This is a genomic window from Streptomyces sp. DI166, assembly GCF_900091315.1.
GTDB classification, from domain to species: domain Bacteria; phylum Actinomycetota; class Actinomycetes; order Streptomycetales; family Streptomycetaceae; genus Streptomyces; species Streptomyces fuscus.
Genome location: NZ_FLSP01000050.1, coordinates 21,981 through 48,283, shown reverse-complemented (window position 1 = coordinate 48,283; position 26,303 = coordinate 21,981). Strand labels below are relative to the sequence as shown.

The following is a 26,303-nucleotide window of genomic DNA, read 5'->3' as shown; positions in this document are numbered from 1 at the left end:
CCGCATCGGCCTATACCGGCGACGGGTGTGCCCTGCGGTCGGGGAGGATGTCGTGCGGGACGCCGAGGGCGGTCAGGCGGGCGAGGTGCCCGTCCAGCCGGGTCCGGAAGTCCGGCCAGTCCTCGGTGGTCGCCCACGCCCGCTCGGCGAGGGCGCACAGACGGGGGTAGGTGAGGTACTCGATGTGCTCGGGGGTCGGGACGAACTCCGTCCACAACTGCCCCTGCACACCGAGGACTTGCCCGGCGAGCCGGGGCTCGGCGGCGGGTGGGGTGAGGTCGACGCCGTAGACGCTCCGCAGGTCGAGGGCGTGGCCCGGCTGGGCGGGCGGTTCGGCGGGGCCGGGGGCGCGGGCGTAGTCGAAGTACGTGGAGCGGTGGTCGGCGTGGATGACGTCGTGCCCCCGGCGGGCCGCGGCCCAGGCGTGCCGGGGTGTGCGCCAGCTCATCACCGTGCAGGTCGGGGGCAGGGTGCTGCCGTCCTCGGCCCAGGCGACCGGGCGCCGGCCGGACCGTACGACGTGGTCGGCCATCCGTGCCAGGAACCAGCCGTGCAGTTCCCGCGGTCCGGACAGCCCCTCGCGCGCGGCACGGGCGATCGCCGCCGGACTGGCCTCCCACTCCTGCGTGGGGACCTCGTCGCCTCCGATGTGGACATACGGGGAGGGGAAGACGTCCATGACTTCGTCGAGGACCGTGCGGAAGAAGTCGAGGACGTGGTCGCCGACGCCGAGCACATTGGTGCAGACACCCCAGTGGGTCCATACGTCGAGCCGCCGGTCGGGGTGGTTGCCCAGTTCGGGGTAGGCGGCGAGCGCGGCCCGTACGTGGCCCGGGGTGCCGATCTCGGGGACGACGGTGACGCCTCGGGCGGTGGCGTAGGAGACGAGGCCGGTGAGGTCGGCGCGGGTGTACGAGCCTTCGTGCGGGCGGCCGTCGAAGTGCTCGCTGCCGGCCGGGCCGACCATCGACCGGGCCCGTCGTCCGCCGATCTCGGTGAGCCTGGGGTAGGCGGCGACGGGCATGCGCCAGCCCTGGTCGTCGGTGAGGTGCAGGTGCAGGACGTTGAGCTTGTGCAGGGCGAGGAGGTCGACGAAGCGGCGGAGGTAGGAGACTGGCTGGAAGTGCCGGGAGACGTCGAGGAGCATGCCCCGCCAGGGGTGGGCGGGTACGTCGGTGATCTCGACGCCGGGCAGTTCGATGCGGTGGACCGGCGCGGACAGGGCTTCGTGGGGCAGGAGTTGACGGATCGTCTGGACTCCGCGGAGGAGTCCGGTGGGGTGGGCGGCGCGCAGCAGGACCTGGTCGTCGGAGACCGTGAGGGCATAACCCTCCTCGGCGAGGCCGGTGAGGGTGGGGTCGAGGATCAGGACGAAGGAGCCGTCGTCGGCGTGCTTCAGGGGCAGTCCGGTGGCGGGTTCGAGATAGGCGCGCAGGAGGTCCGCGGCCTGCTCGGTGCCGGGGGTGACGTGCAGCCGGGCGGTGTCGTCCAGGCGGTACCGGCCGGGGCGCGCAGAGAGTGCGGTGGGGCAGGGAACGAGGGCGAGTTCGGGGTGTGGGGGTGCGGAGGGCAGCGGGTCCACGGGGCGGGGTCTCCGGGGTTCGGCGGGACGCGTCAGGAGGTCGGGGCGCCTGGAGTCCGAGGAGAAAGGACTGAGGAACCCGACCTGACCAATCACTAGCCAGTGCTTTACCAGTTGGGCGCGGCCATGAAGGTGGCATAGACCAATTGAATCGTCAACCCCTGCCGCGAGAAGGCACTTTGAGCCGGACCAGACCAACGCACCCCCGACACGCAGCTCAGCCACCCCCTGACCACTTGACCAGTTATAGTTGACCAGCGAATTTACGCTACGTCCCGACGACGAACGAGAGCCCGTATGGAGATCGACGCGGCAGCCTCCGGCGCGATACTCAAGCGTGAGCGGGTCCGGGACGCGATCCTCGAACTCATCGAGGCGCGCCGCCCCGGGGACGCCATCCCCTCCGAGCGCACCCTGTGTTCCCAACTCGGTGTGTCACGACCGACGTTGCGGGCGGCGGTGGACGAACTGGTCGTCGCGGGGTTGCTGGTGCGGGAGCACGGACGCGGCATGTTCGTGGCCGCGGAGAAGATCACCCAGGAACTGGTGTCCGACCCCAACTCGATGAGCCTGCCGCAGGCGGGCGGGGTGTGGACCAGCAGGCTGCTGGAGCTGCGCAGGCATCCGGCGGGCGCCCGCGTGAGCCGCAAGCTGCGCATCTCCCCGGCCGCGGAGATCCTGTACGTCGCGCGCCTGCGTCTGGTCGACGGCTCCCCCATCGCCATCGAGCACCTGCACGTGCGGACGGATCTGGCGCCCGGCCTGACCAGTGACGAGCTCCAACAGGGCGATCTGTACGAGCACCTGCGCGACCGGCACGGCATCCGGGTCAGCGAGGCGGTGCAGTCCATCGAGCCCACAGTGGTCACACGGGCCGAGGCCGAACTGCTCCAAGTGCCGGAACTGTCCCCCGCGTTGCTCTTCGAGCGGCTCACCACGGACACCCGGGGCCGGGCGGTGGAGTACGTCCACTCCCTCTACCGCGGCGACCGCTACCGCATCGTCTCCCGCCTCACCCTCAGCGCCCACGACGAGCACCCCACGACGGAGGACGGCCACCATCCCGGCATCCCTCCGGGCGACTTCACGGGCGGCGACCCGGTGAGCTTCTCGACACGGGGAATCGTCCAGCAGAACACCTGAACCGCCTGTCGCCCGCACCAAGAAACGGAAGCCATGACGAACTCCCCACTGCAGGTCAACGCCCTGATCATCGACGCCGCCGACCCCGAGCGGCTCGCCGCGTTCTGGTCCGGGCTGCTCGGCAGGCCGGTGGTGGGCCGTATGGGCCCCTATGTGTGGCTGCGCCGCGAGAACGGCCTCGGCCTGGGCTTCCAGCGCACCGACGAGCCGAAGTCGGGCAAGAACCGTATGCACTTCGACATCACCTCACCCGACCCCGCGACGGAACAGCAACGGGTGGAGTCCCTCGGCGGCCACCGGCTGACCCAGTACGACGACGGCGGCTTCCTGGTCATGGCGGACCCGGAGGGCAACGAGTTCTGCGTCATCCCCGAGGGCACCTTCGAACTCGACGACGAGGGCCGCGCACACTACCTCGCCTGACGGCACCGGCCCCGGCCGTTACACGCGCTGCAGGACAAGCACCACGATGTCGTCCATCCGCTGGCCGTTCGTGTCCGTGCCCAGGAGCAGGGTGTCGATCAGTGCTTCCAGGTCGCTGTCGTCCGCGGCGGCCAGTTGGTGGGCGAGGGTGGTGATGGAGTCCTCGATGTCGGTGCCGGGGGTTTCCACCAGGCCGTCCGTGTAGAGGGTGAGCAACGTGCCCTCGGGGAGCGGGACTTCGGTGACGGGGTAGTCGGCCGTGGGGTCGATGCCCAGGAGGGGGCCGGGTGTTACCGACAGGGGGTGTGTGGTGCCGTCGGGGCGGCGGAGCAACGGGGGCGGGTGGCCCGCGCTTGCCATGGTCGCTCGGCGCCGGGTGAAGTCCAGGTGGGCGTAGAGGCAGCTCGTGAGCAGGTCGGGGGCGGTGTCGGTGAGGAGGCGGTTGGTGCGGTACAGGACCTGGTCGGGCGGTGTGCCGAGGGTCGCGTGGGCGTGGACCGCTGTACGTACCTGGCCCATCAGGGCCGCCGCCGCGGCGTTGTGGCCCTGGACGTCGCCGATGACCGCCCCCGCCGTGCTGTCGCCGAGCCGGATCAGGTCGTAGAAGTCGCCGCCGATGTCCATGCCGCGGGTGGCGGGCAGGTAGCGGGCGGCGACGCGCAGGCCGGGGATTTCGGGCAGGCTGCGCGGGAGGAGGACCTGCTGGAGGCTGTGGGCGAGTTCGTGCTTGGTGTCGTACAGGCGGGCCCGGTCGAAGGCCTGGGCGATGAGCCCGGCGAGGGAGGTCATGACGGCGCGTTCCTCGGCGGAGAACGCGTGCGGTCTGTCGTAGGACAGGATGCAGACGCCGACCGGCCGCCCTGAGATGATCAGCGGCAGGAACGCCCAGGCCTTCTTGCCGCTGATCACCGGTGCCTCGGCGTAGCCGCGCCGCATCTCCTCCGCGCTGCCGAAGAAGGCGGGGACGCCGCTGCTCAGGGCCTGGCCCGCCGGGGTCAGGGAGGTGTCGACGCGGAGGCCGTCGAGGCGGCTGATGGAGTCGGCGGGGTAGCCGCGGTGGCCGACGATGCGCAGCCGTCCGCCGCTCGCGGTGGACAGCACCAGGCCCTGGGCGCCGAAGGCGGGCATGATCTCGTCGGCGACCAGGTCCACCACGTCCTGGACGCCGACGACCTCGGTGAGCGCGGCGGCCAGATGGGTGAGCTGGTAGAGCCGGCCGGCCCGGGACGGGGTGGCGGTGCGCGAGGACCGGGGCGGCGCCGGTGCGGCGGGGGTCCGGCCGCCGCTGGGGACGATGCGGGCGCTGATGCCGCTGTCGTCCGGGTACAGGTGGAACTCCAGCCACTGGTCGGGCGGGCGGCACGCGGTGAACGACACCGGCTCGCGGCTGATCACCGCGGCCCGGTAGCGGTCCTCGATGGTGGGGTCGTCCAGCCAGCGCAGCGACTGCCAGGGGCGGGTGCCCAGCAGCCGCCCCGCGTCGCAGCCGAGCAGTTCGCAGGCGCCGGAGCTGACGTAGGTGAATCGTCCGTCCAGGTCCACGGCGCAGCTTCCGCCGGGCAGCCGTTCGGCGAAGTCGGCGGCGGCCGCGGCCTGCCCCCCGGCGGAGGCGTCCTTCTCCATGGTCACGACGCGGGGCCGGGCGGGGCGCTCCGGGGCCTCCTCCAGCAGCCGGGCCAGGCGTCGGCAGCCGGACGTGATGTTGGCCCGCTCCCGCTGGGTCATGTACGGCGGACGCGTGGCCGGGGGCCACATCAGCAGCAGCGAGCCCCACTGCCGTACACCGGTGACCGGCGCTGCGACCAGCGCCAACGGGTAGGGCAGGACGATCGCGGTACGCGGGTAGGAGCGGGCCATCTCATCCATGCCGCTCACCCAGACCATCCGGTCGTCCCGTACGGCGTCGGCGATCGGCGCCGGGGCGGCGAGCGGCACCCTCCTCCACGGCGCGGCGAACTCCAGCGGCGCCCCGTACAGCGCGTCCAGGCACAGCAGCTGTTCGCCCGGGGCCAACAGGTACAGGGCGCCGATGGTGGCCCCGGTCGCCCGTACGGTCTGCGCGAACGCGGCGTCCAGCGCGTCCGAGTCCGGGCTCGCGTCGGCCGTACCTGTCATGACCTGGCCCGCTCAGGCCTTTTTGGCGGCCCGTTTCGTGCCGCTCCTGCTCCGGCCGGTGCCACCGCCGCTCCGCGCGGACGAGGCGGGCCACTTCAGCTCGATCTCCAGCTCGACCTCCCCGTCGCCGATCTCGACCTCCACCTCGCTGCTGAGGTCGTCGGGGAGGCGCAGGCTCAGCGTTCCCGCACCGAGGTCCAGTTCTGCCTCCCCGCCCTCCCTCAGCGCCTCCGCGAGTGCCATGAGCTGGTCGGCGGCCTCCTGGCGGGACAGTGAGCGCTTCTGCTCGAACTTGAGGTCCTTCATGGGCACCTTCCGATGCGTGCGCGGGGCGCACATGTCGCGTAAAGCGCATATATGGACGTAGAGGACTGATACCGGTCATTGTGGCGCGGTGTGCCGTGCGGGGCATCCTCGCCGGACCCGGCCGCGCACAGGACTCCGCTTGTACGCTTTTTCCATGGTGGAACGGTGCGAGGAGTGGGTGACGGCCCCACCGGCGCCGCCGCTGCGGCCGTTCATCGAGCAGTACTGCGGCTACCGGCTGACGGGGTTCCCGCCGGCGGTCCACCGCGGGCTGCCGTCGCGCCATATGACCTTCATCGTCAGCATCGGCGACGACATCGACGTCGTGGCCCAGACCGACCCCGCGCAGCCCCCGCGGCACTACGCATGCGTACTCAGCGGCCTTCAGGCGTCGTCGGCGCTGATCTCCCACAGCGGCGACCAGGAGGGCGTGGCGATCGAGCTGACGCCGCTCGGGTCCCGGGCGCTGTTCGGCATGCCGGCGGGCGAGCTGTGGAACACCTCGGTCGAGCTCGGGGACGTGGTCGGGGCCACCGGCCGCGAGCTGTGGGAACGTCTGCAGACCGGCTCCGGATGGCGGCAGCGGTTCGCCGTCTGCGACACCGTGCTCGGCCGTCTGACCGGTGACCGTGCGCCCGCGCCCGAGCTGCGGTTCGCCTGGGAGACGGTGGTGGCCTCCCGGGGCGAGGTGTCCGTGCGCGACCTGGCCGAGGAGAGCGGGTGGAGCCGCCAGCACCTGGCCCGCCGTTTCCGTGACGAGTTCGGTCTGTCGCCGAAGCTCGCGGCGCGGGTGGTGCGGTTCGAACGGGCCCAGCGGATGCTGCGCGCCTCACCGCCGTTCGTGTCGATCGCCCAGGTGGCGGCGGCCTGCGGGTACTACGACCAGTCCCACCTGACCCGGGACTTCGTGGCGCTGGCCGGCTGTACGCCGACGGAGTTGCTCGCCGGGGATGTTCCATCCGTACAAGACGCCGACGGTGAGGGCGGGGCATCGTCGCCTTATGAACGCCATCACCACGACAACGACAGCAAGCGTCTGGCCGTGCCTCGCCTACCGTGACGCACGCGCCGCGATCACCTTCCTGACCGAGGTCTACGGCTTCCGGGAGACCGCGGTCCACGCCCGCGAGGACGACCCGTCGGTCGTCGAGCACGCGGAGCTGCGGTGGCCGCTCGGCGGGGGCGTGATGCTGGGCAGCGCGGGCAAGGACGACTCGGCCTGGGGGCGCCGCGAGCCGGGCAACGACGCGGTCTACGTCGTCTGCGACGACCCGGACGGGCTCTTCCGGCGGGCCGAGGACGCCGGGGCCGAGATCGTCCGCGGCCTGGTCGACGAGGACTACGGCTCCCGCGGCTTCAGCGTCCGCGACCCCGAGGGCAACCTGTGGAGCTTCGGCACCTACCGGGGCGAGGGCGCGGCGCCGAGGGCGGACCGGGAGACCTTCGCCGCTCTTCTGGACGAGTGGGCCGCCGCCATCGTCGCCAACGACGCCGAGGCGATCGCCCGCTTCGCCACCCCCGACTGGACGTTCGTCGCCGCCACCGGGATCACGGCGGGCGCGCGGTTCCTCAAGCTGGTCGCCGCGGGTGAGCTGACCCACGACTCGATGAACCTCGAAGTCGAGCGCGTGGCCTCGCTGTCCGACACGACCGCGCTGGTGACGGCCCACGGCACCAACAGCGGCACGTTCCGGGGCGAGCGGTTCACCGCGGACGAGTGGGCCACGGACGTGTTCGTGTGGGACGGCGAGCGGTGGCGCTGCTCGCTGACCCAGCTCACGTCGATCGACTCACCACAGCGGTGACCGGGGTTCGGGCCCGCGACGGGGAACAACACGGCCTCGGGAGGCGCTGTCACTGATATCCCGTACGGCATCGAGGCAGGAGGTGAACGATGACGGCGGCAGAACGCACCCGGTCCGTCCCGCATCACGACGACGACCAGGTCGTGACGTCCTGCGGGCGCAGGATCGCCGTGCATTGCCTGCAACTCGCGCCTGCCGAGCGGCCGATCAAGCGGGTCACCCTCAACGTGGGCCAGGACCGCGACGGCGAACACGGCACATGGGCCGCGCTCACCGCGGACGAGGCGCGCGATCTGGCCCGCCTGCTGCTGCGCCACGCCGAGCTGGCCGAATCCGGCGGCTGACCGCTGATCGCCGTCCGAAAGCACCCGGTTGCCGCTCCCGAAAGCGCCGGTAAAATACCGGGCAGGGTATATCGCCGAGACATTCGGGCGCGCGCAGACCGACCGGTCCCGGCGTGCCCCGTCGGCCCCTGCCCCGGCCCCGTGCTCAGCGGTGGCCCGGAGCCGGGCAGCCGACGCCAGCGAGAAGGGCACCGGCATGACCGGCAGCACACTGCAGCCCCTCGGAACGGTGAGCACGGCCTCGGCGTCGCCCGCCACGACGCTGCTGGAGCGCATACGCGACGGGCTGATCGGCGACGACGAGGTGCTGGAGGGGCCTTACGGGCCGAAGCGGATCGTCTACGCCGACTACACCGCCTCCGGCCGCTCCCTGGACTTCATCGAGGACTTCGTCCGCGCGCAGGTGCTGCCCCGCTACGGCAACACCCACACGGAGAGCTCCAGCACCGGCCTGCAGACGACCCGGTTGCGTGAGGACGCCCGCCGGATCATCCGGGACGGCGTCGGCGGCACCGAGGACGACCTGGTGATCTTCTGCGGGTCCGGGGCCACCGGCGCGGCCAACAAGCTGGTCGGCATCCTGGAGCTGAGACGCCCCGACCGGCCACCGGCGCCGCTGCGGCCGGTGGTGTTCGTGGGCCCGTACGAGCATCACTCCAACGAGCTGCCCTGGCGCGAGTCGACAGCCGACGTCGTCGAGATCGGCGAGGACGCCGACGGCCACATCGACCTCGCCGCCCTGGAGGCGGGGCTACGGCGGTACGCGGACCGTCCGTTGCGCATCGGCAGCTTCTCCGCCGCCTCCAACGTCACCGGCATCCTCACCGACACCGAGCGCGTGGCACGCCTGCTGCACGCGCACGGCGCCCTGTCCTTCTGGGACTACGCGGCGGCGGGACCCTACGTCCCGATCCGTGTGGCGGAGAGCGCTCCGGGCGCCGGGGACCACAAGGACGCGCTGTTCCTGTCCCCGCACAAGTTCGTGGGCGGGCCGCAGACCCCGGGAGTGCTGGTGGTCCGCCGGGAACTGGTACGCAACCGGGTGCCCACCGTTCCGGGCGGTGGCACGGTCCTGTTCGTCGATCCGCTCGTGCACCGGTATCTCGACGACCCCGTGGCCCGTGAGGAGGGCGGCACCCCCGCGATCGTCGAGTCCATCCGGGCCGGGCTGGTCTTCAGGCTGAAGCAGGCCGTCGGCACCGACACCATCCAGGCCGCCGAAGAACGCCACTGGCGCCTCGCCCTCGCACGCTGGGACCGCAACCCCAACATCCAGATCCTCGGCAACCACCACGCCCGACGGCTGTCGATCGTCTCCTTCCGCATCCGGCACGGCGAGCCGTTCGTCCTGCACCACAACTACGTGGTCGCCGTGCTCAACGACCTGTTCGGCATCCAGGCCCGGGGCGGCTGCTCCTGCGCCGGTCCCTACGGCCACCGTCTGCTGTCCATCGACGCCGCCACCTCGCACGCGCTGCTCGACGAGGTGGTGCAGGGGTGCGACGGCATCAAGCCCGGCTGGATCCGCGTCAACTTCAACTACTTCATCAGCGACACCGTCCGCGACTACCTCATCGACGCCGTCGACCTGATCGCGACCAGCGGGCACCGGCTCCTGCCCGACTACCGCTTCGACCCGCACACGGGGCAGTGGCACCACCACGCCGGTCCGGTCGATCCGCCGCTGCGGCTGACCGATGTGCGGTACACGGCCGACGGTCGTCTCACCGTCCCGGCCGTCACCCACCGGCGGCTGGGCGAGGACGCGCTGCCCGGTCAACTCGACCGTGCCCGCGAGGTGCTGGCCGCCCGCCCCGACCGGCTCGACGACGGTCCCACCGGTCTGCCGCCCGACTTCGAGCACATGCGCTGGTTCCCGCTGCCGCCCATATGCGTGGCGGGACACGGGGACGGCCCGCACTCCTGAGGACCCCGGTCAGGGCCGGATGTTCTCCAGGTCCTCCAGCAGTCCCGGCTGCTTCGGCACCCAGTCGAGGGCCTGCCGCGTGCGGTCACTGGAGGCGGGCTGGTCGGTCGCGAAGATCGGTCCGATCGGACCGTACGTCTCCGCGGGCACCGACGCGACCGGCAGGCCGAGGCGCCGTCCGATGACCTCGGCGATGTCCCGTACCGCGTCGCCCTCGTCGGCGACCGCGTGCCAGGCGGTCCCGGCGGGCGCCCGCTCCAGGGCGAGCCGGAAGAGCACGGCCGCGTCGAGCGCGTGCACGGCGGGCCAGCGCTGGGTGCCGTCGCCCGGGTATCCCGAGACCCCGCTCTGGCGCGCGATGCCGGTCAGCAGCCCGGCGAAGCCGCCCGCGCCCTGGTTGTGGACGGTGCGCGGCAGGCGTACGGCGGAGCTGCGCACCCCGCGCGAGGCCAGTTCCAGGACCGCGGTGACCGCCCGGCCCCGGCCGCCGACCGGCCCGTCCAGCGGCAGGGGGTCGGCCTCGGTGGCGAGGCGGCCGGGTACGGCGGGCGTGCCGGAGACGGTGACGAAGGGGCGGTCGCTGCCGACGAGTTCCTCGCCGAGCGTCGCGAGCGCGGCGGTCTCCTCGTCGATGGACCGGGCGAGGGCCTCGGGGCTGCTGAAGTCGTTGCCGAAGGCCAGGTGGATCACCCCGTCGGCGCGGGCGGCTCCGGCGCGCAGGACGTCCAGGTCGGAGAGGGATCCCCCGGAGTACCTCGGCACCGGCCGCCCGCGCCGCCTGGGCGGAGGCGTCGGAGCGGGCGAGCGCGAGGACGGTGTGGGCGTTGCCGAGCAGTTCGGCGACGACTGCGGAACCGACGAGACCGGTGCCGCCGGTGACGAAAACACGCATGGGAAACTCCGTACAAGTGACGGGACTCTTGTCCCATCACAGTAGCGGGTGATGGGACCTTTGTCTCATCACGTATGATCGACCCATGCCTCGATGGGAACCCGGTGCACGCGAACGCCTTGTCGTGGCTGCTGTCGATCTCTTCACCGAGCAGGGCTACGACGCCACGACGGTCGCGCAGATCGCCGAGCGCGCCGGCGTCACCAAGAGCACCTTCTTCCGGCACTTCCCCGACAAGCGCGAGCTGCTGGTGGCGGGGCAGGAGACACTGAGCCGGCTGCTGGCCGAGGGCATCGCCGAAGCCCCTGCCGACGCCGGACCGCTCGACGCGGTCGCCGCGGGCCTGGAGCGCGCCGCCGGTGCGATGGGCCCCATGAACCGGGAACTCGCCCCGCGCCTCAAGGCGGCCGTCGCCGCCAGCACCGAGCTTCAGGAACGCGACGCCCTCAAGAGCGTCAGCCTGGCGGCCGCGATGACCGAAGCCCTGACCGCCCGGGGCGTACCGGACGCGACCGCGGCGGTGGCGGGCGAGTTGGGCGTCCTCGCCTTCAAACGAGGCTACGCCGCATGGTCGGAGAGCGACCGCGGCACCGACGAGGCCCTGGCCCCGTACGTCCTGACGGCCCTGGCCGAACTGCGCGCGGCGAGCGCGGCATTGAGCTGACCGTGCAGGTCAGCGGCCCATTCCGCCCCGGTCGCGGCCGAGTTCACGCCGTGCGCGGCGACCGCGCGGGGTGACGGATGTGCCTTTTGGTTCATCTGTCTTGTGACGAAATGCAGTTGGGGGCATTCGGGTGGAAGGCGCACCGATCCGCAACTTCCCCGGTGCCGGGCCCGTCGTGTCTTGCAACGACATCCCGACCGAGGAGGAACTCGTGACTGGAATGCAGGCATTCACCACGGGCCACGCGGCGATTCAGGATCTCGACCCCTACCGCTTCCCCGCCGCGCGCATCGAGGAGGAGCCGGAGATGGCTCCGACGGTGGTCGGCCTCATGGACCACGACGACTATCTGCTGCCCGCCCCCGACCCGACGACCCGGCTGTCCATGCCGCTGGACCCGGCCGACCGGCGGCGCCTGGAACTGCACGCCGCCCTCACCACCGCGGGCATCGCGCCCCTGCCGGGCGACCTCGACGCGATCAAGGCCCTGTGTCAGCTGGACGATTCCACCCACGCCGCGCTGCGGCGGTGGCTCAATCACGCCCTGTGACCCGGCAGGGGTGCGGACCGGCGGCCGGTCAGCGGCCGGCGAGCAGTTCCAGCGTGTCGATCACGCGGTTGGAGAAGCCCCACTCGTTGTCGTACCAGGCGACCACCTTGATGTGGCGGCCGTCGACGCGGGTGAGGGCCGAGTCGAAGATCGACGAGGCGGGGTTGCCGGTGATGTCGGACGACACCAGCGGGTCCTCGGAGTACTCCAGGATCCCCTTGAGGGGGCCCTCCGCCGCGGTGCGGTAGGCGGCCAGGACGTCCTCGCGGGTCACGTCGCGGGCCACGGTCGTGTTGAGCTCGACGATCGAGCCCACCGGCACCGGGACGCGGATCGAGTCGCCCGACAGCTTGCCGTCCAGGTTCGGCAGCACCAGGCCGATCGCCTTGGCGGCACCGGTCGTGGTCGGCACGATGTTGACGCCGGCGGCGCGGGCGCGCCGCGGATCGCGGTGGGGGCCGTCCTGGAGGTTCTGCTCCTGGGTGTAGGCGTGCACCGTCGTCATGAACCCGTGCTCGATACCGGCGAGTTCGTCGAGGACGGCGGCCAGCGGGGCGAGCGCGTTGGTGGTGCAGGAGGCGTTGGAGACGATCGTGTGCACGTCCGGGTCGTAGGCGTCGGTGTTCACGCCGTACGCGAGCGTGACATCGGCGCCGTCCGACGGCGCGCTGACGAGGACCTTCTTCGCACCGGCGTCGAGGTGGGCGCGGGCCGCCTTCGCGGAGGTGAAGCGGCCGGTGGCCTCCAGGACGATGTCGACACCCAGGTCCGCCCACGGCAGCTGGGCCGGCTCCCGCTCGGCCAGCACCTTGATCCGGCGGCCGTCGACGACCAGCACGTCCCCGTCGACGGTCACCGGGCGGCCCAGCCGGCCGGCCGTGCTGTCGTAGGCGAGCAGCCGGGCGAGCGCGGTCGGCTCGGTGAGGTCGTTCACGGCGACGACCTCGAAGTCGCTGTCCCGTTCGAGCAGGGCACGCAGCACATTGCGTCCGATGCGGCCGAATCCGTTGATGGCGATGCGAGTCATGAGTGTGAAGTCCCTTCGTCCCTTGCTTCGCCTCCAGGTTCGCCCGTGGCCGGGTCCGCTGACAGTGGCGGTATCGCCATGGTTCAAAAGGATCTCGCCACCCCGGGATCCCGCCCGTCACCCGGCCCCGGGTGGCCTCACTCGCCCCGGGTGAAGGTGCGCCGGTACTCGCTCGGCGTGGTGCCGAGGATGCGCTGGAAGTGCAGCCGCAAATTGGCGCCGGTGCCGAGGCCCACGTCGGCGGCGATCTGCTCGACCCCGCGCTGGGAGCGTTCGAGCAGCTCACGGGCGAGGTCGATGCGGGCGCGCATCACCCACTGCATCGGCGTGTACCCGGTCTCCTCGACGAAGCGCCGGGAGAACGTGCGCGGCGACACCCCCGCCTGCCGCGCCAGCATGTCCAGGGTGAGCGGCTCGCCCAGCCGGTACAGGGCCCACTCGCGGGTCTCCGCGAACCGTTCCCCGCGCGGCTCGGGCACGCTGCGCGGCACGTACTGGGCCTGGCCGCCGCTGCGGTAGGGCGCCGCGACCAGGCGCCGGGCGGCGTGGTTGGAGGCGGCCACGCCGAGGTCGCCGCGCAGGATGTGCAGGCACAGGTCGATGCCGGAGGCGGCGCCGGCCGAGGTGAGCACGCTGCCCTCGTCGACGAAGAGCACGTTCTCGTCGACCCGGACGCCCGGGTACCGGGTCATGAGCGCCCGCGTGTAGTGCCAGTGCGTCGTGGCCCGCTTGCCGTCGAGCAGGCCGGTGGCGGCGAGGGCGAACGCGCCCGTGGAGATCGCGGCGAGCCGCGCGCCCCGGTCGTGGGCGGCGATCAGGGCCGCGACGACGGCGTGCGGCGGGTCCTCGCGGTCCGGGAACCGGTAGCCGGGCACGAAGACGATGTCGGCCCAGGCGAGCGCGTCGAGACCGTGCTCGACGTGGTAGGCGAGGCCGTCCCCGCCGGTCACCAGCCCGGGTGTCGCCCCGCACACCCGCACCTCGTACGGCATGCTCGCGCGGGTCGTGAAGACCTGCGCCGGGATCCCGACATCGAGGGGTTTCGCGCCCTCCAGCACGAGGACGGCGACACGGTGCTGGCGAGAGGTGGACACAGGACGAGGTTACGTCGACGCGGCGCCACCCAGTCGGGGGCGCAGCCGTGCGTCCGCCGCTCGCGCTCCACCAGGTCCGGTTGCTCCCGCGGCGCGCGGGCCGGGTGCGCCCGGCCAGCAGCGGGACAGGATCGCGTCGGGGATGCTGAAGTGGGCGCCGCAGTGGGCGCATTGGGCACGGCCGAACACGGAGCGGAGCTTGTCCGCGAGCCGCGGGTGGCCGTCGGCGAGGGCCCGCGCGTGGAGTCCGGGCAGCAGCCCGTCGGCGGTGGCCGGGTCCTGGGGCCGGAGCGGGATCCTGACGTCGGGGGTCCGCTCGAAGTGCATGTCGTCGTCGGTGGAGTAGTGACCGTCTTCCCCGAGGACGACGAAGTTCTCCGAGAAGCAGTCGGGGCAGGGGACTTCGTATTCGTCGCCGTTGATGTCGTCGAGGTGCTCGCTCCAGCCCTCGACTCCCTCGAAGGCGAGCAGCGTCGACAGCAGGTTGACGTAGGTCGTGGAGTCGTCGGCCAGGGAGGGTCGCGCAGGGCTTCCTCGGTCAGCGCCAGGAGTTCGGCGAGGGTGGCGGTGTGGGTGACGAAGGGGTCCACCGCCTCACCCCGGATGTCCCGGGCGGCCACGATCCGGCTCGCCAGGAAGAGCGGCATGCAGCGTTCCACGGGTGACCAGCGGCGGGCCAGTTCCGTCAGACGCGGCAGGGCGGCGAAGCTCGCCGGGGGGACGGTGCCCTGGCTCCACAGGAGGTCGGACAGGGTGTCCCAGCCGGGATCGCGTGGGTCCGGGCCGACCGCTTCGAGCAGTCCGGGTATGTCCTCGGCGGTTCCGCGGGCGTGGTGGAGTCGAGACCGGTCCGTCATGACGGAGATCCAAGCAGGTGCCCGCGGGCGGGGCGTCAGCGGGGGCTGTAGGGCTCCAGGAGCTGGTCGACGGGTGCGTAGTCGTCGGTGAGCCGGGGGGCGTCGCCGATCCAGGACGCGAGGGTGGCGCCCTCGCTGATCCTCCAGCCGGTCCCACGGGTGTCCAGGGCCTTCTGGACCGCCGCCAGGTCCACGGGGCGGTCGGAAGCGAGGACGACCAGGTTGCCGCCCCGGTCGGGGGCGCCCGGGTCGAGGCCGATGTCGGAGGGTTCGCCGAGGAGGGCGACATGGTCGAACGTCGCGCCGATCGTGGCCACTTCGGCGCGGGCGAAGGCGAGGGCGCCGTAGTCGATGAGGTTGGCGACGTACAGGCCGTCCTCGGTGAGCACGCGCCGTATGTCGGTCAGCGCCTCCGTGGTGGTGAGGTGCCACGGCACGCTCACTCCCCCGAACGCGTCGCCCACGACGAGGTCCCGGCTGCCGGTGTCCAGCCGCCGCAGGCCGAGCCGGGCGTCCTCGGTGCGTACGTCGATCCCGCGTTGCGGTCCCAGGCCCAGCCGCTCGCGGTTGACGCGTACGACCCCGCTGTCGATCTCGGAGACGAGGCTGCGCGTCCCGGGCCGGGTGGCCGCGAGGTAGCGCGGGAACGTCAGGCCCCCGCCGCCCACGTGGTACGCGGTCAGGGACCGTCCCTCGGGGAACGCCGTGTCGACAACCGAGGCGATGGCCCGCACGTACATGAACTTCAGGTAGGTCGGGTCGTCGAGGTCGACGTAGGAGTTCCGCACGCCGTCCAGGAGGAGCGTGCGGCCGCTCTCACGGTCGGGGTCGGTGACGACGCGGGCGCAGTGGTACTTGGTCTCCTCGTCGCAGCCGCCGGGCGCGACCGTGGCGGCCAGGCCCGCGGCGACGAGGACGACGGTCAGGGCCGGCACTCCCGTCCAGCCGCGGGTCCGCCATTCGACCAGGGCCGAGCCGAGGACCAGCAGGACACCGAGGCCGATCAGTACGCCGCTGACCGGGAAGCGCGAGACCAGCACGAAGCCGGTGAGGACGGTGCCGAGGATGGCGCCGAGCGTGCCGACCCCGGAGAGCCGCCCGACCACCGTGCCGGTCTCGGCGAGGCTGGTCAGCCGCAGCTTGGTCACGATCGGCGTCACCGCGGACAGCAGCGCGCCCGGCACCAGGATGGTCAGCGACGCGATGAGGAAGAGCGCCACGGGCGCCCACTCGGCCGTGGTGCGCAGCACGGCGGGGGTCAGCGCCACGACCGCGCCCGAGAGGCCGAGGGAGGGACCGATGAGCCGTCGGGGGTTGACCGCGTCGGCGACGCGCCCGCCCATCCAGGACCCGGCGGCGATCGCGGTGAGGGCGACACCGATGACCATGGTGCTGGTCTCCAGGGTCAGCCCGAGGTAGGGCGCCAGCAGCCGCAGGGAGACGATCTCGACGACCAGGACGGCGGCCGAGGAGGTGAAGACGAGCGCGACCGCCGCACGGGGGCCGAGGCCCTGGTCACGCGGTCTGCCCCGGTCGGGGGGCGACGAAGACGGTTCGGTCACTCACGGCATCCTTCCACGCGGCCCGGCACCGGTGGGCGGTTCCTTCCGGCACGGGTCACTTGGTCAACTCGGCTGCTCCGCCACCGGTTCCGGGGACGCGGGGGTGATTCGCACCGACTGCCCGTCAGGTCAGGCCAGAGCCTGACGGCGTGGCAGGTGGCGGAGGGACGCGTCACCCTGCGGGCGGCTCCAAGTGGCGAGAGCCGGATTCCCCGCTGACCGTGGATCACGTCGAGGCGGCACCGGAACCAGTTGACACGGCATCAGCCACCCGCCCCGGCAGAAAGGGATCCACCGATGCGCACTGCACGCACACTGCTCGCCGCCGCGGCGACCACCGCCGCGCTCGTCCTCAGCGCCCCCGTCGCCCTCGCCGCACCCGACGACCACGACGGCTCCTCGTACGGCCGGGACCACGACGGCGGCCGGGACTACGGCAAGGAGGACTCGTGGGGCGGCAAGCACGAGAAGGACGACTGGGGCGGCAAGCACGACAAGAAGGAGGAGTGGGGCGGTAGGCACGAGAAGGACCACTCCTGGAAGGGCGACCACGACAAGCCCAAGGGCGGCATGCACACCGGCGGCGGCGCACTGGCCGGGCCGACGGTGACCGCGGGCGGTCTGGCGGTCCTGGCGGTCGCCGGCACGGGCCTGTACGCGGCGCGCCGCCGCAAGTACGCGACCTCCGTGGCCTGACCGTGCCCGGCGCGATAGCCACCACGGCCGCCACGCACGTGCCGCGTGGCGGCCGCACGGCCCTCCCCCGAGCCCGGCCGCCCTGACCCTCCGCATCAGCCCGATCAGCCCTATCGCACGGCTGCCGCACCCAGGTGAGGTGGATCCCCATGACGACTCGTCCCTCCGACAGCCCCGACGCCGAGACCCCCCGCCCGAAGAGCGGACTCAACCTCCGCGTGCTGGTCGTGGCCGCCATCGGCCTCGCGGTCCTTGCCATGACCGTCTTCACCGACGACGAGCCGTCCACCACCCCCGCCGCGACGCCGTCGGCCCACGCGACCGCGACGCCTTCCGCGAAGGCCACCGCATCGCCGGCCCTGCGCGGCACCGCGTCGGCACCCCCCGCGGGCCAGCCGGCCGTACGCGACTCGGCCCGGTCGACAGGCCGTTCCGTCGCCGAGCACCTGCCCCGCTCCAAGCCCGTACGGCTGCTCATCCCGAAGATCTCCGTCGACGCCCCCTTCACCGACCTGGCCATCAACGGCTCGGGCCAGCTCAACGCCCCGCCCGCCGACGACACCAACCTCGTCGGCTGGTTCGCCAAGGGACCCACCCCCGGAGAGCTCGGTACCTCCGTGATCGCCGGGCACGTCGACACCGCCACCTCGCCCGCCGTCTTCGCCCGTCTGGACGAGCTGAAGAAGGGCGACGTCTTCGAGGTCAGGCGCGCCGACGCGCGGAAAGTGTCCTTCGTCGTCGACAGCGTGGAGACCTTCGCCAAGGACGACTTCCCCAACGACCGCGTCTACGCCGACACTCCCCGCGCCGAGGTCCGCCTGATCACCTGCGCCGGTGACTACGACCGCTCGGCCAAGGACTACACCGACAACCTGGTGGTGTTCGCCCACCTGAAGTAGTCACGCCGGTCAGCGCAAGGGGTCGACGACCGCGCCGGGATTGAGGATCCCCGACGGATCGAGGACCTTCTTGCCCGCCCGCAGCGCGGCGGCGAAGAGATCGGGCCGCTGCCGGTCGTACCAGGGTCGGTGGTCGCGGCCCACCGCGTGGTGGTGGGTGATCGTGGCGCCGCTCGTGATCAGCGCCTCGGAGACGGCCTTTTTGATCTCGTCCCACTGCTCCACCGTGCTGCCCCAGCGACCGGCGGCGTAGATCCCGAAGTAGGGCGCTGGCCCGTCCGGGTAGACGTGGGTGAACCGGCAGGTCACCACCCCTTCCGCAGCCACCTGGCGCAGGGCGTCCCGGGCCGCGTCCTCGACGGCCGCACGCACGCTGTCGAACCGGTCCCAGGTGCAGGCCGTCTCGAACGTCTCCACGATCATGCCCTGCGCGGCGAGCGCGTCGCGCTGGTACGGCATGCGCAGGAAGGACGAGCGCCAGGTGTCGGCGGCGTCCGTGCGCGCGGATCCGTCCATGTCCGCGCTGCGCCGCGGTGGTTCGGGCAGCGTGCCGCCGTGGTCGCGGCACAGTTCCAGTGCCCGGTCCAGCCAGGCGTCGACGGGGTGGTCGGCCGATTCGAAGCCGAGCACCAGGACGGCGGTCGGGGAGCCCGCGTTGATGAACGCCTCCACCGGGTCCAGGAGTCGGCAGTTGGCGGGGTTCAGGCCGGACTGCGCCAGCGCGCGCACGGCCAGGACGCCCGCGCCGTAGTCGGCGAAGGCGACCGAGGCACCGGCCCGCCAACGGGGCCGGTCCTGGAGGCGGACCCACGCCCGGGTGATGACGCCGAGCGTTCCCTCGGAGCCGAGGAACATCCGGTCCGGGGAGGGTCCGGCACCCGAGGCGGGCAGTCGACGGGTCTCGACCGCGCCCGCGGGGGTGATGACGCGCAGGGATTCGGTGAGGTCGTCTATGTGGGTGAGGTGTGTGGCGAAGTGCCCGCCCGCGCGGGTGGCCAGCCAGCCGCCGAGGGTGGAGAACTCGAAGGACTGCGGGAAGAACCGCAGGGTGTAGCCCTTGGGCCGCAACTGCTCCTCCAGGTGCGGCCCGTAGGCCCCGGCCTCGACGAGCGCGGCCCGGCTGGCGGGGTCGACGTCGAGGACCCGGTTCATGGACGTGAGGTCCAGACTCACCACGCCGTTGTAGTCGTCCCCCACGCGCGGCTCGACCCCGCCGACCACAGAAGACCCGCCCCCGAAGGGAACGACCGCGATACCGGCCTCGGAGCACCAGTCCAGTACCTGGACGACCTGCTCCTCCGAGGTGGGACGCGCGACGAGGTCGGGTACGTGCGGCAGTCGGCCCAGCAGCGCCCGCACCACGTCACGGAACGCCTGCCCGTGGCTGTGGGCCAGCCGGTCCTCCGCGTCCTCGGACACGACCGCCGCGAGCGCCGGTGGCGCCTGGACCCTGCTCGGGCGTACGCCGAAGGCCTCGACCGGGGGTGCCCGGTGCACGGTCAGATTAGCGCCGGGCATCAGCTCCGAGGCGCGGCGCGTGAGTTCGGCGCGCTCGGCGCCGGTCACCGCGTCCTCGACGTAGCCCCATCCCCACCACGACCGCGTCCTGCCACTCACGTGCGCACCGCCGATCTCTCCGCCGGGTAGTTACCAGTAGGTAAGTGCCCACAGTTGATGGCGTGCCGTCAATACGCGGTACTCGGCGGCTTGAGGCCGTCACCGGGTCACGGGGAGCCAGTCGCGGGTGTCCACGGAGACGGACGACAGGGTGGCGCCCTCCGTGTCGACCCAGTCGAGCATGAGGAGCCGCCAGTCAGGGTTCTCCGACAGCGGGCGGGACGCCCACTCCGTCCAGCCGGTGTGCGCGGGGTCGCGCGTGCCGTACACCTCGAAGGCCTCGACGCCGAGGGGCAGCGGGCTTGAGCGCTTGCGGGACGTCAGGCGCACCCAGCGGGCCCGACGGGGGCTCGGGAGCTGGATGTTCACCACCCCGCCGGTACCCGTGGTGGTGCGGTAGGCCGTGGTCCAGGACGTGTGGTCCTCGGAGGTCTCGACGGAGAAGACCAGCGAGTGGCTGAGCCGGGATCCGCGATCGGGGGCGTACACCGGGTCGGAGGCGTCGGCCTCGAAGGTCAGGCGGATGTCGGTGACCTCGCAGACCGCCTGGAGGTCGACGGTGATCCCCTGCGGGTCACCGCCCTCGGCACGCCAGCCGCACCCGGCCAGCAGCGTGGTCCCCGTGGTGACAACGGTCCGTCGCGGCGGAACACGCGACGGGCCCGACTGATCTGCCATGTGTGCGACATCCCATCAGAAAGCACAGGCCGAACCGGTCCGTACGCCGACGCCGAACCGGATGACAACGTTGCCAAAGACTGTGTCGACAGACGGCCCCCTGTCAATCCCTCGGGCTCCCGCAGCCCGGCCGCGGAAGAGCGAACCTTCACTGAATCTTTCGATCGCAAACGCCACAGGAGTCACTGTGACGCGCGTCATACATCCCACCTGTCAGGAATCGGGCCGCTGCCCCGCTCAAGTCACCGACACCAAGCGAACCGACGGGAGAATCCCATGAAGCACCGCATCGTCGTCCTCGGCGCCGGGTACGCCGGAGCGTTCACGGCGGGGACCCTGGCCCGGCGACTTTCACCCAAGGACGCCGAGATCACCGTGGTCAACGCCGTACCGGATTTCGTCCAGCGAATGCGGCTGCACCAGCTCGCGACCGGCCAGGAGGTCGAGGCCCCGAAGCTCGTGGACGTCTTCGCGGGCACCGGCGTACGGCTGCGTGTGGCCCGGGTGGCCGGCATCGACCCGGAGCGCCGGACCGTCGCCGTGGCCGACGCCGACGGTGGCGGCGAACTCGGTTACGACACCCTGGTCTACGCCCTCGGCAGTCACGGTGCCGAGCAGGGTGTGCCCGGTGCGGCCGCACACGCCTTCGACATCGCCGCCCGGCCCTCGGCGCTGCGCCTGCGTGAACGCCTGGACGCCCTGGTCGAGCGGGGCGAGGGCGGGAGTGTGGTGGTCGTCGGGGACGGGCTGACCGGGATCGAGACCGCCACCGAGATCGCCGAGGCGCGCCCCGGCCTGACCGTGACACTGGTCGCCCGCGGCGAACTGGCGGCCCGGCTGTCCGCCGGAGCCCGCGCGCACCTGCGCGGGGCCTGCGACCGCCTCGGCGTCACCGTCCTGGAGTACGCCGAGGTCGAGACCGTCGAGGCGCACCGGGTGCTCTGCGCCGACGGCACCGCCCTGGCATCCGACGCGACCGTGTGGACGGCCGGGTTCACGGTCGGCCCCGTCGCCGCTGCCGCCGGCCTGGAGGTCACCGAGGACGGCCGGATCGTCGTCGACCGTCACATGCGCTCGGTCTCCCACCCGAACGTCTACGCCGCCGGGGACAGTGCCCACGCCATCGGTGACAACGGTCTGCCGCTGCCGATGTCCTGCGCCTCGGCCGGCTACACCGGACGGCAGGCCGTCGAGGCGATCGTCGGGGTACTGACCGGGCGCACGGTCCCGCAGACCAAGCTGGAGTACGTCGGCAACCACATCAGCCTCGGGCGGCGGGACGGCATTCTCCAACTGGTCGACGGTGAAGGGCAGGCGAAGCCGAAGTTCATGGGCGGCCGGGGACCCGCTCGCCTCAAGGCGGCCATCCTCGCGATGTCGCTGTGGGCCACCGCGCACCCGACCTTCGGGCTGCCCAAGCGCAAGCTCCGTCTCACCAGTACTCCGGACCGCTCCGCCCAGCAGGTGGGCCGCGTTGCCGCATAAGGTGATCAGCGTGGACAGCACCGAAGTCGATCGCTTCGACACCGGCCGGTTCGAGGCCAGCCGCAACCGGCTGGCCTCGCTGGCCTACCGGCTGCTCGGCTCGGCCACCGACGCCGAGGACGCCGTGCAGGACGCCTTCCTGCACTGGCAGGCCGCCGACCGGGAGCGCATCAAGGTGCCCGAGGCCTGGCTGACCAAGGTCGTCACCAACCTGTGCCTGGACCGGCTGCGTTCGGCGCGGGTCCGCCGCGAACGAACCGCCGGTGCCTGGCTGCCCGAGCCGCTCCTCGACGGCGACCCGATGCTCGGCCCGGCCGACTCCTTCGAGCAGCGCGAGTCGGTCTCCCTGGCCGTGCTCATGCTCATGGAACGCCTCTCACCCCTGGAACGCGCCGTCTACGTCCTGCGCGAGGCGTTCTCCTACGGCCACGCCGAGATCGCCGAGATTCTCGACATCACCGAGTCCGGGAGCCAGCAGCACCTGCACCGGGCCCGGCGCCGGGTCCAGGCCGCCCGGCGCGGCGGCGAGGAGGTCGACCCGGCGTCCGCCCGCAAGGTCGTCGAGGAGTTCCTGGCCGCCGCCACCTCGGGCCGCACCGAGCGGCTGGTGGCGCTGCTCACCGACGACGCCACCGCGATCTCCGACGGCGCCGGACTGGCCAAGCAGTTGCTGCGCTTCGACACTCCGCAGCGCATCGCCGCCATCGCGCGGGCCGGTTTCAAGCCCACCCCCGCCAAGCGGCGTTTCGCCGGCGGCACGCCCGCCATGCACTACGCCGTCCTCAACGGCGCGCCCGCCGTCCTGGCCGTGGTCGACGACCGGGTCATGGGTGCCGTGACGTTCGACCTCGCGGGCGACAGGATCGCCACCGTACGCGGCATCGCCGCGCCCGACCGGCTCGTCCGCCTCACCGAGGCCTGGCAGTCGTACGAGCCGGGACCGCCCCTGATCGCCGAGTGGTGACGCCGCTGCCGAGGCGGCTCGCTACGATCATGCGTCATGGATTGGCTGGAGCGTGCCGCGAGTCTGAGGCAGTGGAGCCGCGACGGGGTGCGGGCACCGCACAAGCCGCTGCTCCTGCTGTACGCGCTGGGCCGTTTCCAGGCGGACGGCGAGGGCGAGTTGCGCTACAGCGCGGTGGAGGACGATCTCAAGCAACTGCTGGTGGAGTACGGCCCCGCCCGTCCGACGACCCCCGCGTACCCCTTCCACCACCTCACCAGCGACGAGGTGTGGGAGGTACGCACCGACACCGGAACCGGCAGCCCAGGACCGCGCATTGGGGTTCTGCGCTCCAGCGGGGCCACCGGACGGCTGGCCCCCGGCCTGCGTACCGCGCTGAGCCGCGAGCCGTCCCTGCTGGCCCGGATCGCGAGAGTGCTGCTGGACCTCAACTTCCCACCGTCCCTGCACCCCGACCTGTGCGAGGCGGTCGGGCTGGAACTGGAGCTGGCGGAGACGGACCCGGCGGCAGCGCGCGAGCGTCGGCAACGCGACCGCCGCATGCGGGAGTTGGTCCTGATCGCCTACGAGTACCAGTGCGCGTTCTGCGGCTACGACGGCATGATCGACAGCACGCCCGTCGCCCTGGAGGCCGCGCATGTGCGCTGGTGGGCCTACGACGGCCCGGACGACGTCGACAACGGCCTGTGCCTGTGCTCACTGCACCACAAGCTCTTCGACAAGGGTGTCCTCGGGATAGGCGAAGGCCATCGCATCCTGGTCTCCCAGCACTTCGTCGGCCGCAGCCACGCCGCGCGGGACCATGTCACCGCCCTCTCCGGCCGTCCTCTCCTGGGACCGCAGCCCGGCGTCCGCCCGGTCGCGGCGGCGCATCGGACGTGGCACACGAACCAGGTCTTCAAGGGCTCCCCGCGCGCCGCCGCCTGACGCGGAGTCAGCTTCCCGCCGGGCCGAGGAGATGTGCGTCGACCGTGGCGCTCAGCGGCAGCTCGCCGGCCGACCTGCCCACCAGCACCTGCCACTCCCCCGGCTCGATGCGCCAGCCGCCCGTGGTCTCGCACCAGTGCTGGAACGCCCGCACCGGCAGCCGCACCTCGGCGGTGACCGTCTCTCCCGGATCCGCCTCGACGGACGTGTACCCGGCCAGCCAGCGGATCGGCCGCTCCACCTCGGAGACGGGGCGGGACAGGTACACCTGGACCACCTCGCGGCCCCGGCGGTGCCCGGTGTTGCGGACGCGGACGGCGACCTGTCCGTCGCCTCGGACGGTCAGGTCCTCGTAGGTCCACGTCGTGTACCCCAGTCCGTGCCCGAACCAGTACGCGGGACGGCGGCCGGTGCGCAGCCAGGCACGGTAGCCGATGTGCAGGCCCTCGGTGTAGTCGAGGGTTCCGTTCTCGGGGCGGGTCCGGCTGACCGGCAGGTCGTCGGTCGTGGCGGCCCAGGTCGTCGGGAGCCGCCCGCCGGGTTCCGCGTCGCCGAACAGCACGTCGGCGATACCGGCGCCGCCCTCCTGGCCCGGGAACCAGGTGAGCAGGATCGCGCCGGCCTCCTCCCGCCAGGGCAGTTCCACGGGGCTGCCGGTGTTGAGGACGACCGCGGTGCGCGGGTTGGCGGCGCAGACGGCGCGGACCAGGTCGTCCTGGCGGCCCGGGAGGGCCAGGGTCGTGCGGTCGTGGCCCTCGGACTCGCTGGTCTCCGTGGTGCCGACGACCACCACCGCCGCATCGGCCCGGCGTGCGGCTTCCGCCGCTGCGGCGATGGCGGCGTCGGGGTCGGGGGTGGGCGGGGCCGCGGTGAGCAGGGTGGCGCGGCCGGTGCCGGGGGCCAGCTCGCGGCGCGCCACGACGAGTGCCTCCTGCCCGGCCGGGAGCGTCGTCCGCCCGTACTGGCGCGGTGGGTTGACGTGCAGGACGGCGGGGTCGCCGGTCAGGGGCGGGAACTCGCCGTCGACCACGACCTCGTCGTCCACCGTGAGGGTCATCCGGCCGAAGCCGCCGACGCCGAAGCACCATGTGCCGCCGGTCCCGGTCGGCAGCACGGCGCTGATCTCGACGGTGTGCGCGCCCGGGGGCAGGGGCGGTTCCAACTGGCGGGCGGACAGGCGGTGTTCCGCCTGCAGTTCGCGGCCGTCGGCGGCGAGTACGCGCAGCAGCACGCCCGGTGCGCCGGTGCGCGGGTTGCGACAGTCGGCCTCCTCCAGGGGCTGCGGAGGGGCGTCGAGTGCGGGGCCCGGGACGTGGATCACCCGGGGTCCGGCGGGCAGCGCGTCGCGGATGCCGTCCACCACGGTGACCAGGCGTTCCGGGAAGACGCCCGCGCTTCCGCCGCCCTGGGTGCGCGGCTGGGCGGCATGGGTGCCGATCACCGCCACCGTGCCCGACTCGGTCCGGTCGAAAGGCAGTACGCCGCGATTGTGCAGCAGTACCGAGCCCGCGGCGACGGCCCGCCGCAGCAGCGCGCGACGGGCTGACGGTTCGGCCCGCCGCCGTGCAGCCTGCCGCAGCAGCGCACGGTGCGCTGACGGCTCGGCCCGCCGCCGTGCAGCCGGCTCGCCCAGCGCCCCCACCCGTGCGGCCAGGCGCAGGAGGCGGCGGACTTTGTCGTCGACCGCTTCGACGGGCACCGAGCCTTCCTGGACGGCGTCGAACAGGGCCTCCGCCCACGGGCCGTCGGGGCCGGGCATCGCCAGGTCGAGTGCCGCGCGGGCGCTGGGCGCGGTGGTGCGTACCGCGCCCCAGTCGGAGACCACGACACCGTCGAATCCCCACTCGCCCTTCAACGGCTCGGCCAGCAGCGGGCTCTCGGTCATCGTGGCACCGTTCACGCCGTTGTACCCGGCCATCACGGCCCACACCCCGGCCTGCACCGCCGCTTCGAAGGGGGCCAAGTACACCTCGCGCAGGGCGCGTTCGCCGATCCGGACGTCGACGGTCAGCCGGTCAGTCTCGGAGTCGTTGGCGACGTAGTGCTTGGCGGTGGCGGCGACGCCGTGCTTCTGGATGCCCCGGATCAGGGCGGCGCCGGTGCGGGCGGTGAGCTGCGGATCCTCGGAGAAGCACTCGAAGTGGCGGCCGCCCAGTGGGGTGCGGTGGAGGTTGAGGGTCGGGGCGAGGACCATGTCCACGCCCTTGCGCCCGGCCTCCGCCGCGAGGAGTGCGCCGAGCCGTTCGACCAGCGGCTCGTCCCAGGTCGCCGCGAGCGCGGAGGCGGACGGCAGCAGCAGGGAGGTGTCGCGTTCGTTCCAGGCCTCGCCGCGTATGCCGGCCGGGCCGTCGGAGGTCGTCATCGGGGCCAGGCCGATGACGGGTTCGGCGTGTGTGCGCCACGTCGTGGCCCCGGTGAGCAGCCGGATCTTCTGGCGCAGGTCCAGTTTGTCGGCCAGCCGTGCGCGTTCTTCCTCGGTCATCCCACCCCCTGTGCCGCGCCTCCCCGACCGGGAGAGCGCTCTCCGAATGGTGAGCGGGGATACCCCGCCCTGTCAATGCGGGCCTCTTCCGGCGCTCACGACCTCAACCCCATCCGCAACACCAGGAGTTGTTGTCCAACGGATTGACACGCCCATGTCTGGACGGCAGTCTCCGGGAGAGCGCTCTCCCATCGGCACGGGACGCCGAGCCCCTCCTTTCGTTCAGGAGAGAACGTGTTCAGACCCCACACCCACCCCTTCACC

At 72.3% G+C, this 26,303-nt stretch carries 23 protein-coding genes and 1 pseudogene; 13 read left to right on the top strand and 11 right to left on the bottom strand.

Translation table 11 applies throughout. From position 1 onward, the window contains the following. Window positions 1–10: 10 nt before the first annotated feature. A complete protein-coding gene (locus GA0115233_RS23570; protein WP_093722282.1) occupies window positions 11–1,573 on the bottom strand; it encodes a beta-N-acetylhexosaminidase in 1,563 nt (520 codons plus the stop codon). 306 nt (window positions 1,574–1,879) lie between these two features. Here GA0115233_RS23570 and GA0115233_RS23565 point away from each other — a divergent pair, with 306 nt between their 5' ends. Continuing rightward, the gene (locus tag GA0115233_RS23565) at window positions 1,880–2,725 is read left to right on the top strand and encodes a GntR family transcriptional regulator (protein ID WP_093722264.1); all 846 of its coding nucleotides are present in this window, start codon (window positions 1,880–1,882) and stop codon (window positions 2,723–2,725) included. A gap of 33 nt (window positions 2,726–2,758) precedes the next feature. Then, a complete protein-coding gene (locus GA0115233_RS23560; protein ID WP_093722263.1) occupies window positions 2,759–3,148 on the top strand; it encodes a VOC family protein in 390 nt (129 codons plus the stop codon). A gap of 18 nt (window positions 3,149–3,166) precedes the next feature. On the opposite strand, the gene GA0115233_RS23555 is transcribed toward GA0115233_RS23560, so the two are convergent. Continuing rightward, a complete protein-coding gene (locus GA0115233_RS23555; protein ID WP_093722262.1) occupies window positions 3,167–5,263 on the bottom strand; it encodes a SpoIIE family protein phosphatase in 2,097 nt (698 codons plus the stop codon). A gap of 12 nt (window positions 5,264–5,275) precedes the next feature. Next, window positions 5,276–5,569 (bottom strand): amphi-Trp domain-containing protein, encoded by a 294-nt coding sequence (locus GA0115233_RS23550; protein ID WP_093722261.1) that lies wholly within the window; start codon window positions 5,567–5,569, stop codon window positions 5,276–5,278. 154 nt (window positions 5,570–5,723) lie between these two features. On the opposite strand from GA0115233_RS23550, the gene GA0115233_RS23545 reads away from it, so the two are divergent. The 4 genes from GA0115233_RS23545 (at window position 5,724) to GA0115233_RS23530 (ending at window position 9,645) form a co-directional block, all read left to right on the top strand. Next, on the top strand, window positions 5,724–6,629 hold the full coding sequence (locus GA0115233_RS23545; RefSeq protein WP_218063524.1) for a helix-turn-helix transcriptional regulator: 906 nt from the start codon (window positions 5,724–5,726) through the stop codon (window positions 6,627–6,629). Further along, window positions 6,571–7,374: a DUF4440 domain-containing protein gene (locus tag GA0115233_RS42415; RefSeq protein ID WP_093722260.1), complete on the top strand. Its 804-nt coding sequence runs from the start codon at window positions 6,571–6,573 to the stop codon at window positions 7,372–7,374. The genes GA0115233_RS23545 and GA0115233_RS42415 overlap by 59 nt, the downstream gene beginning before the upstream one ends. An 89-nt stretch (window positions 7,375–7,463) precedes the next feature. Next, window positions 7,464–7,718: a hypothetical protein gene (locus GA0115233_RS23535; protein WP_255310319.1), complete on the top strand. Its 255-nt coding sequence runs from the start codon at window positions 7,464–7,466 to the stop codon at window positions 7,716–7,718. 196 nt (window positions 7,719–7,914) lie between these two features. Continuing rightward, window positions 7,915–9,645 carry an aminotransferase class V-fold PLP-dependent enzyme gene (locus GA0115233_RS23530; RefSeq protein ID WP_093722279.1) on the top strand — a complete coding sequence of 577 codons (1,731 nt, stop codon included), beginning with the start codon at window positions 7,915–7,917 and terminating at the stop codon, window positions 9,643–9,645. 9 nt (window positions 9,646–9,654) lie between these two features. Here the strand turns inward: GA0115233_RS23530 and GA0115233_RS23525 are convergent. Then, a pseudogene (locus tag GA0115233_RS23525) lies at window positions 9,655–10,537 on the bottom strand (SDR family oxidoreductase). Window positions 10,538–10,622: 85 nt separating this feature from the next. Between GA0115233_RS23525 and GA0115233_RS23520 the strand changes: the two are divergent. After that, window positions 10,623–11,201, top strand: coding sequence for a TetR/AcrR family transcriptional regulator (locus GA0115233_RS23520; protein WP_093722259.1), 579 nt, complete (start codon window positions 10,623–10,625; stop codon window positions 11,199–11,201). Between the two features lie 220 nt (window positions 11,202–11,421). Beyond that, window positions 11,422–11,751, top strand: a complete 330-nt coding sequence (locus GA0115233_RS23515; RefSeq protein WP_255310320.1) for a hypothetical protein — start codon at window positions 11,422–11,424, stop codon at window positions 11,749–11,751. 28 nt (window positions 11,752–11,779) lie between these two features. Here GA0115233_RS23515 and gap read toward each other — a convergent pair whose 3' ends face one another. From gap to GA0115233_RS23495, 4 genes are all read right to left on the bottom strand, one after another. Next, window positions 11,780–12,778 (bottom strand): type I glyceraldehyde-3-phosphate dehydrogenase, encoded by a 999-nt coding sequence (gap, locus tag GA0115233_RS23510; protein WP_093722258.1) that lies wholly within the window; start codon window positions 12,776–12,778, stop codon window positions 11,780–11,782. A gap of 137 nt (window positions 12,779–12,915) precedes the next feature. Next, the gene (locus GA0115233_RS23505; RefSeq protein WP_093722257.1) at window positions 12,916–13,872 is read right to left on the bottom strand and encodes a GlxA family transcriptional regulator; all 957 of its coding nucleotides are present in this window, start codon (window positions 13,870–13,872) and stop codon (window positions 12,916–12,918) included. 9 nt (window positions 13,873–13,881) lie between these two features. Further along, window positions 13,882–14,199: a hypothetical protein gene (locus GA0115233_RS41165; RefSeq protein WP_176711915.1), complete on the bottom strand. Its 318-nt coding sequence runs from the start codon at window positions 14,197–14,199 to the stop codon at window positions 13,882–13,884. 565 nt (window positions 14,200–14,764) lie between these two features. Beyond that, entirely contained in the window at window positions 14,765–16,291 is a 1,527-nt protein-coding gene (locus GA0115233_RS23495; protein ID WP_093722256.1) for a fused MFS/spermidine synthase, read from the bottom strand. A gap of 297 nt (window positions 16,292–16,588) precedes the next feature. On the opposite strand from GA0115233_RS23495, the gene GA0115233_RS23490 reads away from it, so the two are divergent. After that, the gene (locus GA0115233_RS23490; protein WP_093722255.1) at window positions 16,589–16,987 is read left to right on the top strand and encodes a hypothetical protein; all 399 of its coding nucleotides are present in this window, start codon (window positions 16,589–16,591) and stop codon (window positions 16,985–16,987) included. Window positions 16,988–17,136: 149 nt separating this feature from the next. Continuing rightward, entirely contained in the window at window positions 17,137–17,886 is a 750-nt protein-coding gene (locus GA0115233_RS23485; protein ID WP_255310317.1) for a class F sortase, read from the top strand. 9 nt (window positions 17,887–17,895) lie between these two features. Here GA0115233_RS23485 and GA0115233_RS23480 read toward each other — a convergent pair whose 3' ends face one another. Beyond that, the gene (locus tag GA0115233_RS23480; RefSeq protein ID WP_093722254.1) at window positions 17,896–19,503 is read right to left on the bottom strand and encodes an FAD-binding oxidoreductase; all 1,608 of its coding nucleotides are present in this window, start codon (window positions 19,501–19,503) and stop codon (window positions 17,896–17,898) included. Between the two features lie 99 nt (window positions 19,504–19,602). Next, complete coding sequence (locus GA0115233_RS23475) at window positions 19,603–20,181, bottom strand: galactose-binding domain-containing protein (RefSeq protein ID WP_093722253.1); 579 nt, start codon at window positions 20,179–20,181, stop codon at window positions 19,603–19,605. A 276-nt stretch (window positions 20,182–20,457) separates the two neighbouring features. Here GA0115233_RS23475 and GA0115233_RS23470 point away from each other — a divergent pair, with 276 nt between their 5' ends. The 3 genes from GA0115233_RS23470 to GA0115233_RS23460 are packed head-to-tail and all read left to right on the top strand — an operon-like array spanning window position 20,458 to window position 23,557. Further along, a complete protein-coding gene (locus GA0115233_RS23470) occupies window positions 20,458–21,666 on the top strand; it encodes an NAD(P)/FAD-dependent oxidoreductase (RefSeq protein WP_093722252.1) in 1,209 nt (402 codons plus the stop codon). A gap of 10 nt (window positions 21,667–21,676) precedes the next feature. Then, entirely contained in the window at window positions 21,677–22,630 is a 954-nt protein-coding gene (locus tag GA0115233_RS23465; RefSeq protein ID WP_176711914.1) for a sigma-70 family RNA polymerase sigma factor, read from the top strand. A gap of 36 nt (window positions 22,631–22,666) precedes the next feature. Then, window positions 22,667–23,557 carry a phosphorothioated DNA-binding restriction endonuclease gene (locus GA0115233_RS23460; RefSeq protein ID WP_093722250.1) on the top strand — a complete coding sequence of 297 codons (891 nt, stop codon included), beginning with the start codon at window positions 22,667–22,669 and terminating at the stop codon, window positions 23,555–23,557. A 7-nt stretch (window positions 23,558–23,564) separates the two neighbouring features. Here GA0115233_RS23460 and GA0115233_RS23455 read toward each other — a convergent pair whose 3' ends face one another. Then, window positions 23,565–26,039: a glycoside hydrolase family 3 C-terminal domain-containing protein gene (locus tag GA0115233_RS23455; RefSeq protein WP_093722249.1), complete on the bottom strand. Its 2,475-nt coding sequence runs from the start codon at window positions 26,037–26,039 to the stop codon at window positions 23,565–23,567. Window positions 26,040–26,303: the final 264 nt, after the last annotated feature.

What these genes read in the sequence shown, in the direction of transcription:
- GA0115233_RS23565 (WP_093722264.1), top strand. Translation starts at nt 1,880, where the DNA reads ATGGAGATCGACGCGGCAGCCTCCGGCGCGATACTCAAGCGTGAGCGG.
- GA0115233_RS23560 (WP_093722263.1), top strand. Translation starts at nt 2,759, where the DNA reads ATGACGAACTCCCCACTGCAGGTCAACGCCCTGATCATCGACGCCGCC.
- GA0115233_RS23555 (WP_093722262.1), bottom strand. Translation starts at nt 5,263, where the DNA reads ATGACAGGTACGGCCGACGCGAGCCCGGACTCGGACGCGCTGGACGCC.
- GA0115233_RS23550 (WP_093722261.1), bottom strand. Translation starts at nt 5,569, where the DNA reads ATGAAGGACCTCAAGTTCGAGCAGAAGCGCTCACTGTCCCGCCAGGAG.
- GA0115233_RS23545 (WP_218063524.1), top strand. Translation starts at nt 5,724, where the DNA reads ATGGTGGAACGGTGCGAGGAGTGGGTGACGGCCCCACCGGCGCCGCCG.
- GA0115233_RS42415 (WP_093722260.1), top strand. Translation starts at nt 6,571, where the DNA reads ATGAACGCCATCACCACGACAACGACAGCAAGCGTCTGGCCGTGCCTC.
- GA0115233_RS23535 (WP_255310319.1), top strand. Translation starts at nt 7,464, where the DNA reads ATGACGGCGGCAGAACGCACCCGGTCCGTCCCGCATCACGACGACGAC.
- GA0115233_RS23530 (WP_093722279.1), top strand. Translation starts at nt 7,915, where the DNA reads ATGACCGGCAGCACACTGCAGCCCCTCGGAACGGTGAGCACGGCCTCG.
- GA0115233_RS23520 (WP_093722259.1), top strand. Translation starts at nt 10,623, where the DNA reads ATGCCTCGATGGGAACCCGGTGCACGCGAACGCCTTGTCGTGGCTGCT.
- GA0115233_RS23515 (WP_255310320.1), top strand. Translation starts at nt 11,422, where the DNA reads ATGCAGGCATTCACCACGGGCCACGCGGCGATTCAGGATCTCGACCCC.
- gap (WP_093722258.1), bottom strand. Translation starts at nt 12,778, where the DNA reads ATGACTCGCATCGCCATCAACGGATTCGGCCGCATCGGACGCAATGTG.
- GA0115233_RS41165 (WP_176711915.1), bottom strand. Translation starts at nt 14,199, where the DNA reads ATGCACTTCGAGCGGACCCCCGACGTCAGGATCCCGCTCCGGCCCCAG.
- GA0115233_RS23490 (WP_093722255.1), top strand. Translation starts at nt 16,589, where the DNA reads ATGCGCACTGCACGCACACTGCTCGCCGCCGCGGCGACCACCGCCGCG.
- GA0115233_RS23485 (WP_255310317.1), top strand. Translation starts at nt 17,137, where the DNA reads ATGACGACTCGTCCCTCCGACAGCCCCGACGCCGAGACCCCCCGCCCG.
- GA0115233_RS23475 (WP_093722253.1), bottom strand. Translation starts at nt 20,181, where the DNA reads ATGGCAGATCAGTCGGGCCCGTCGCGTGTTCCGCCGCGACGGACCGTT.
- GA0115233_RS23470 (WP_093722252.1), top strand. Translation starts at nt 20,458, where the DNA reads ATGAAGCACCGCATCGTCGTCCTCGGCGCCGGGTACGCCGGAGCGTTC.
- GA0115233_RS23460 (WP_093722250.1), top strand. Translation starts at nt 22,667, where the DNA reads ATGGATTGGCTGGAGCGTGCCGCGAGTCTGAGGCAGTGGAGCCGCGAC.
- GA0115233_RS23455 (WP_093722249.1), bottom strand. Translation starts at nt 26,039, where the DNA reads ATGACCGAGGAAGAACGCGCACGGCTGGCCGACAAACTGGACCTGCGC.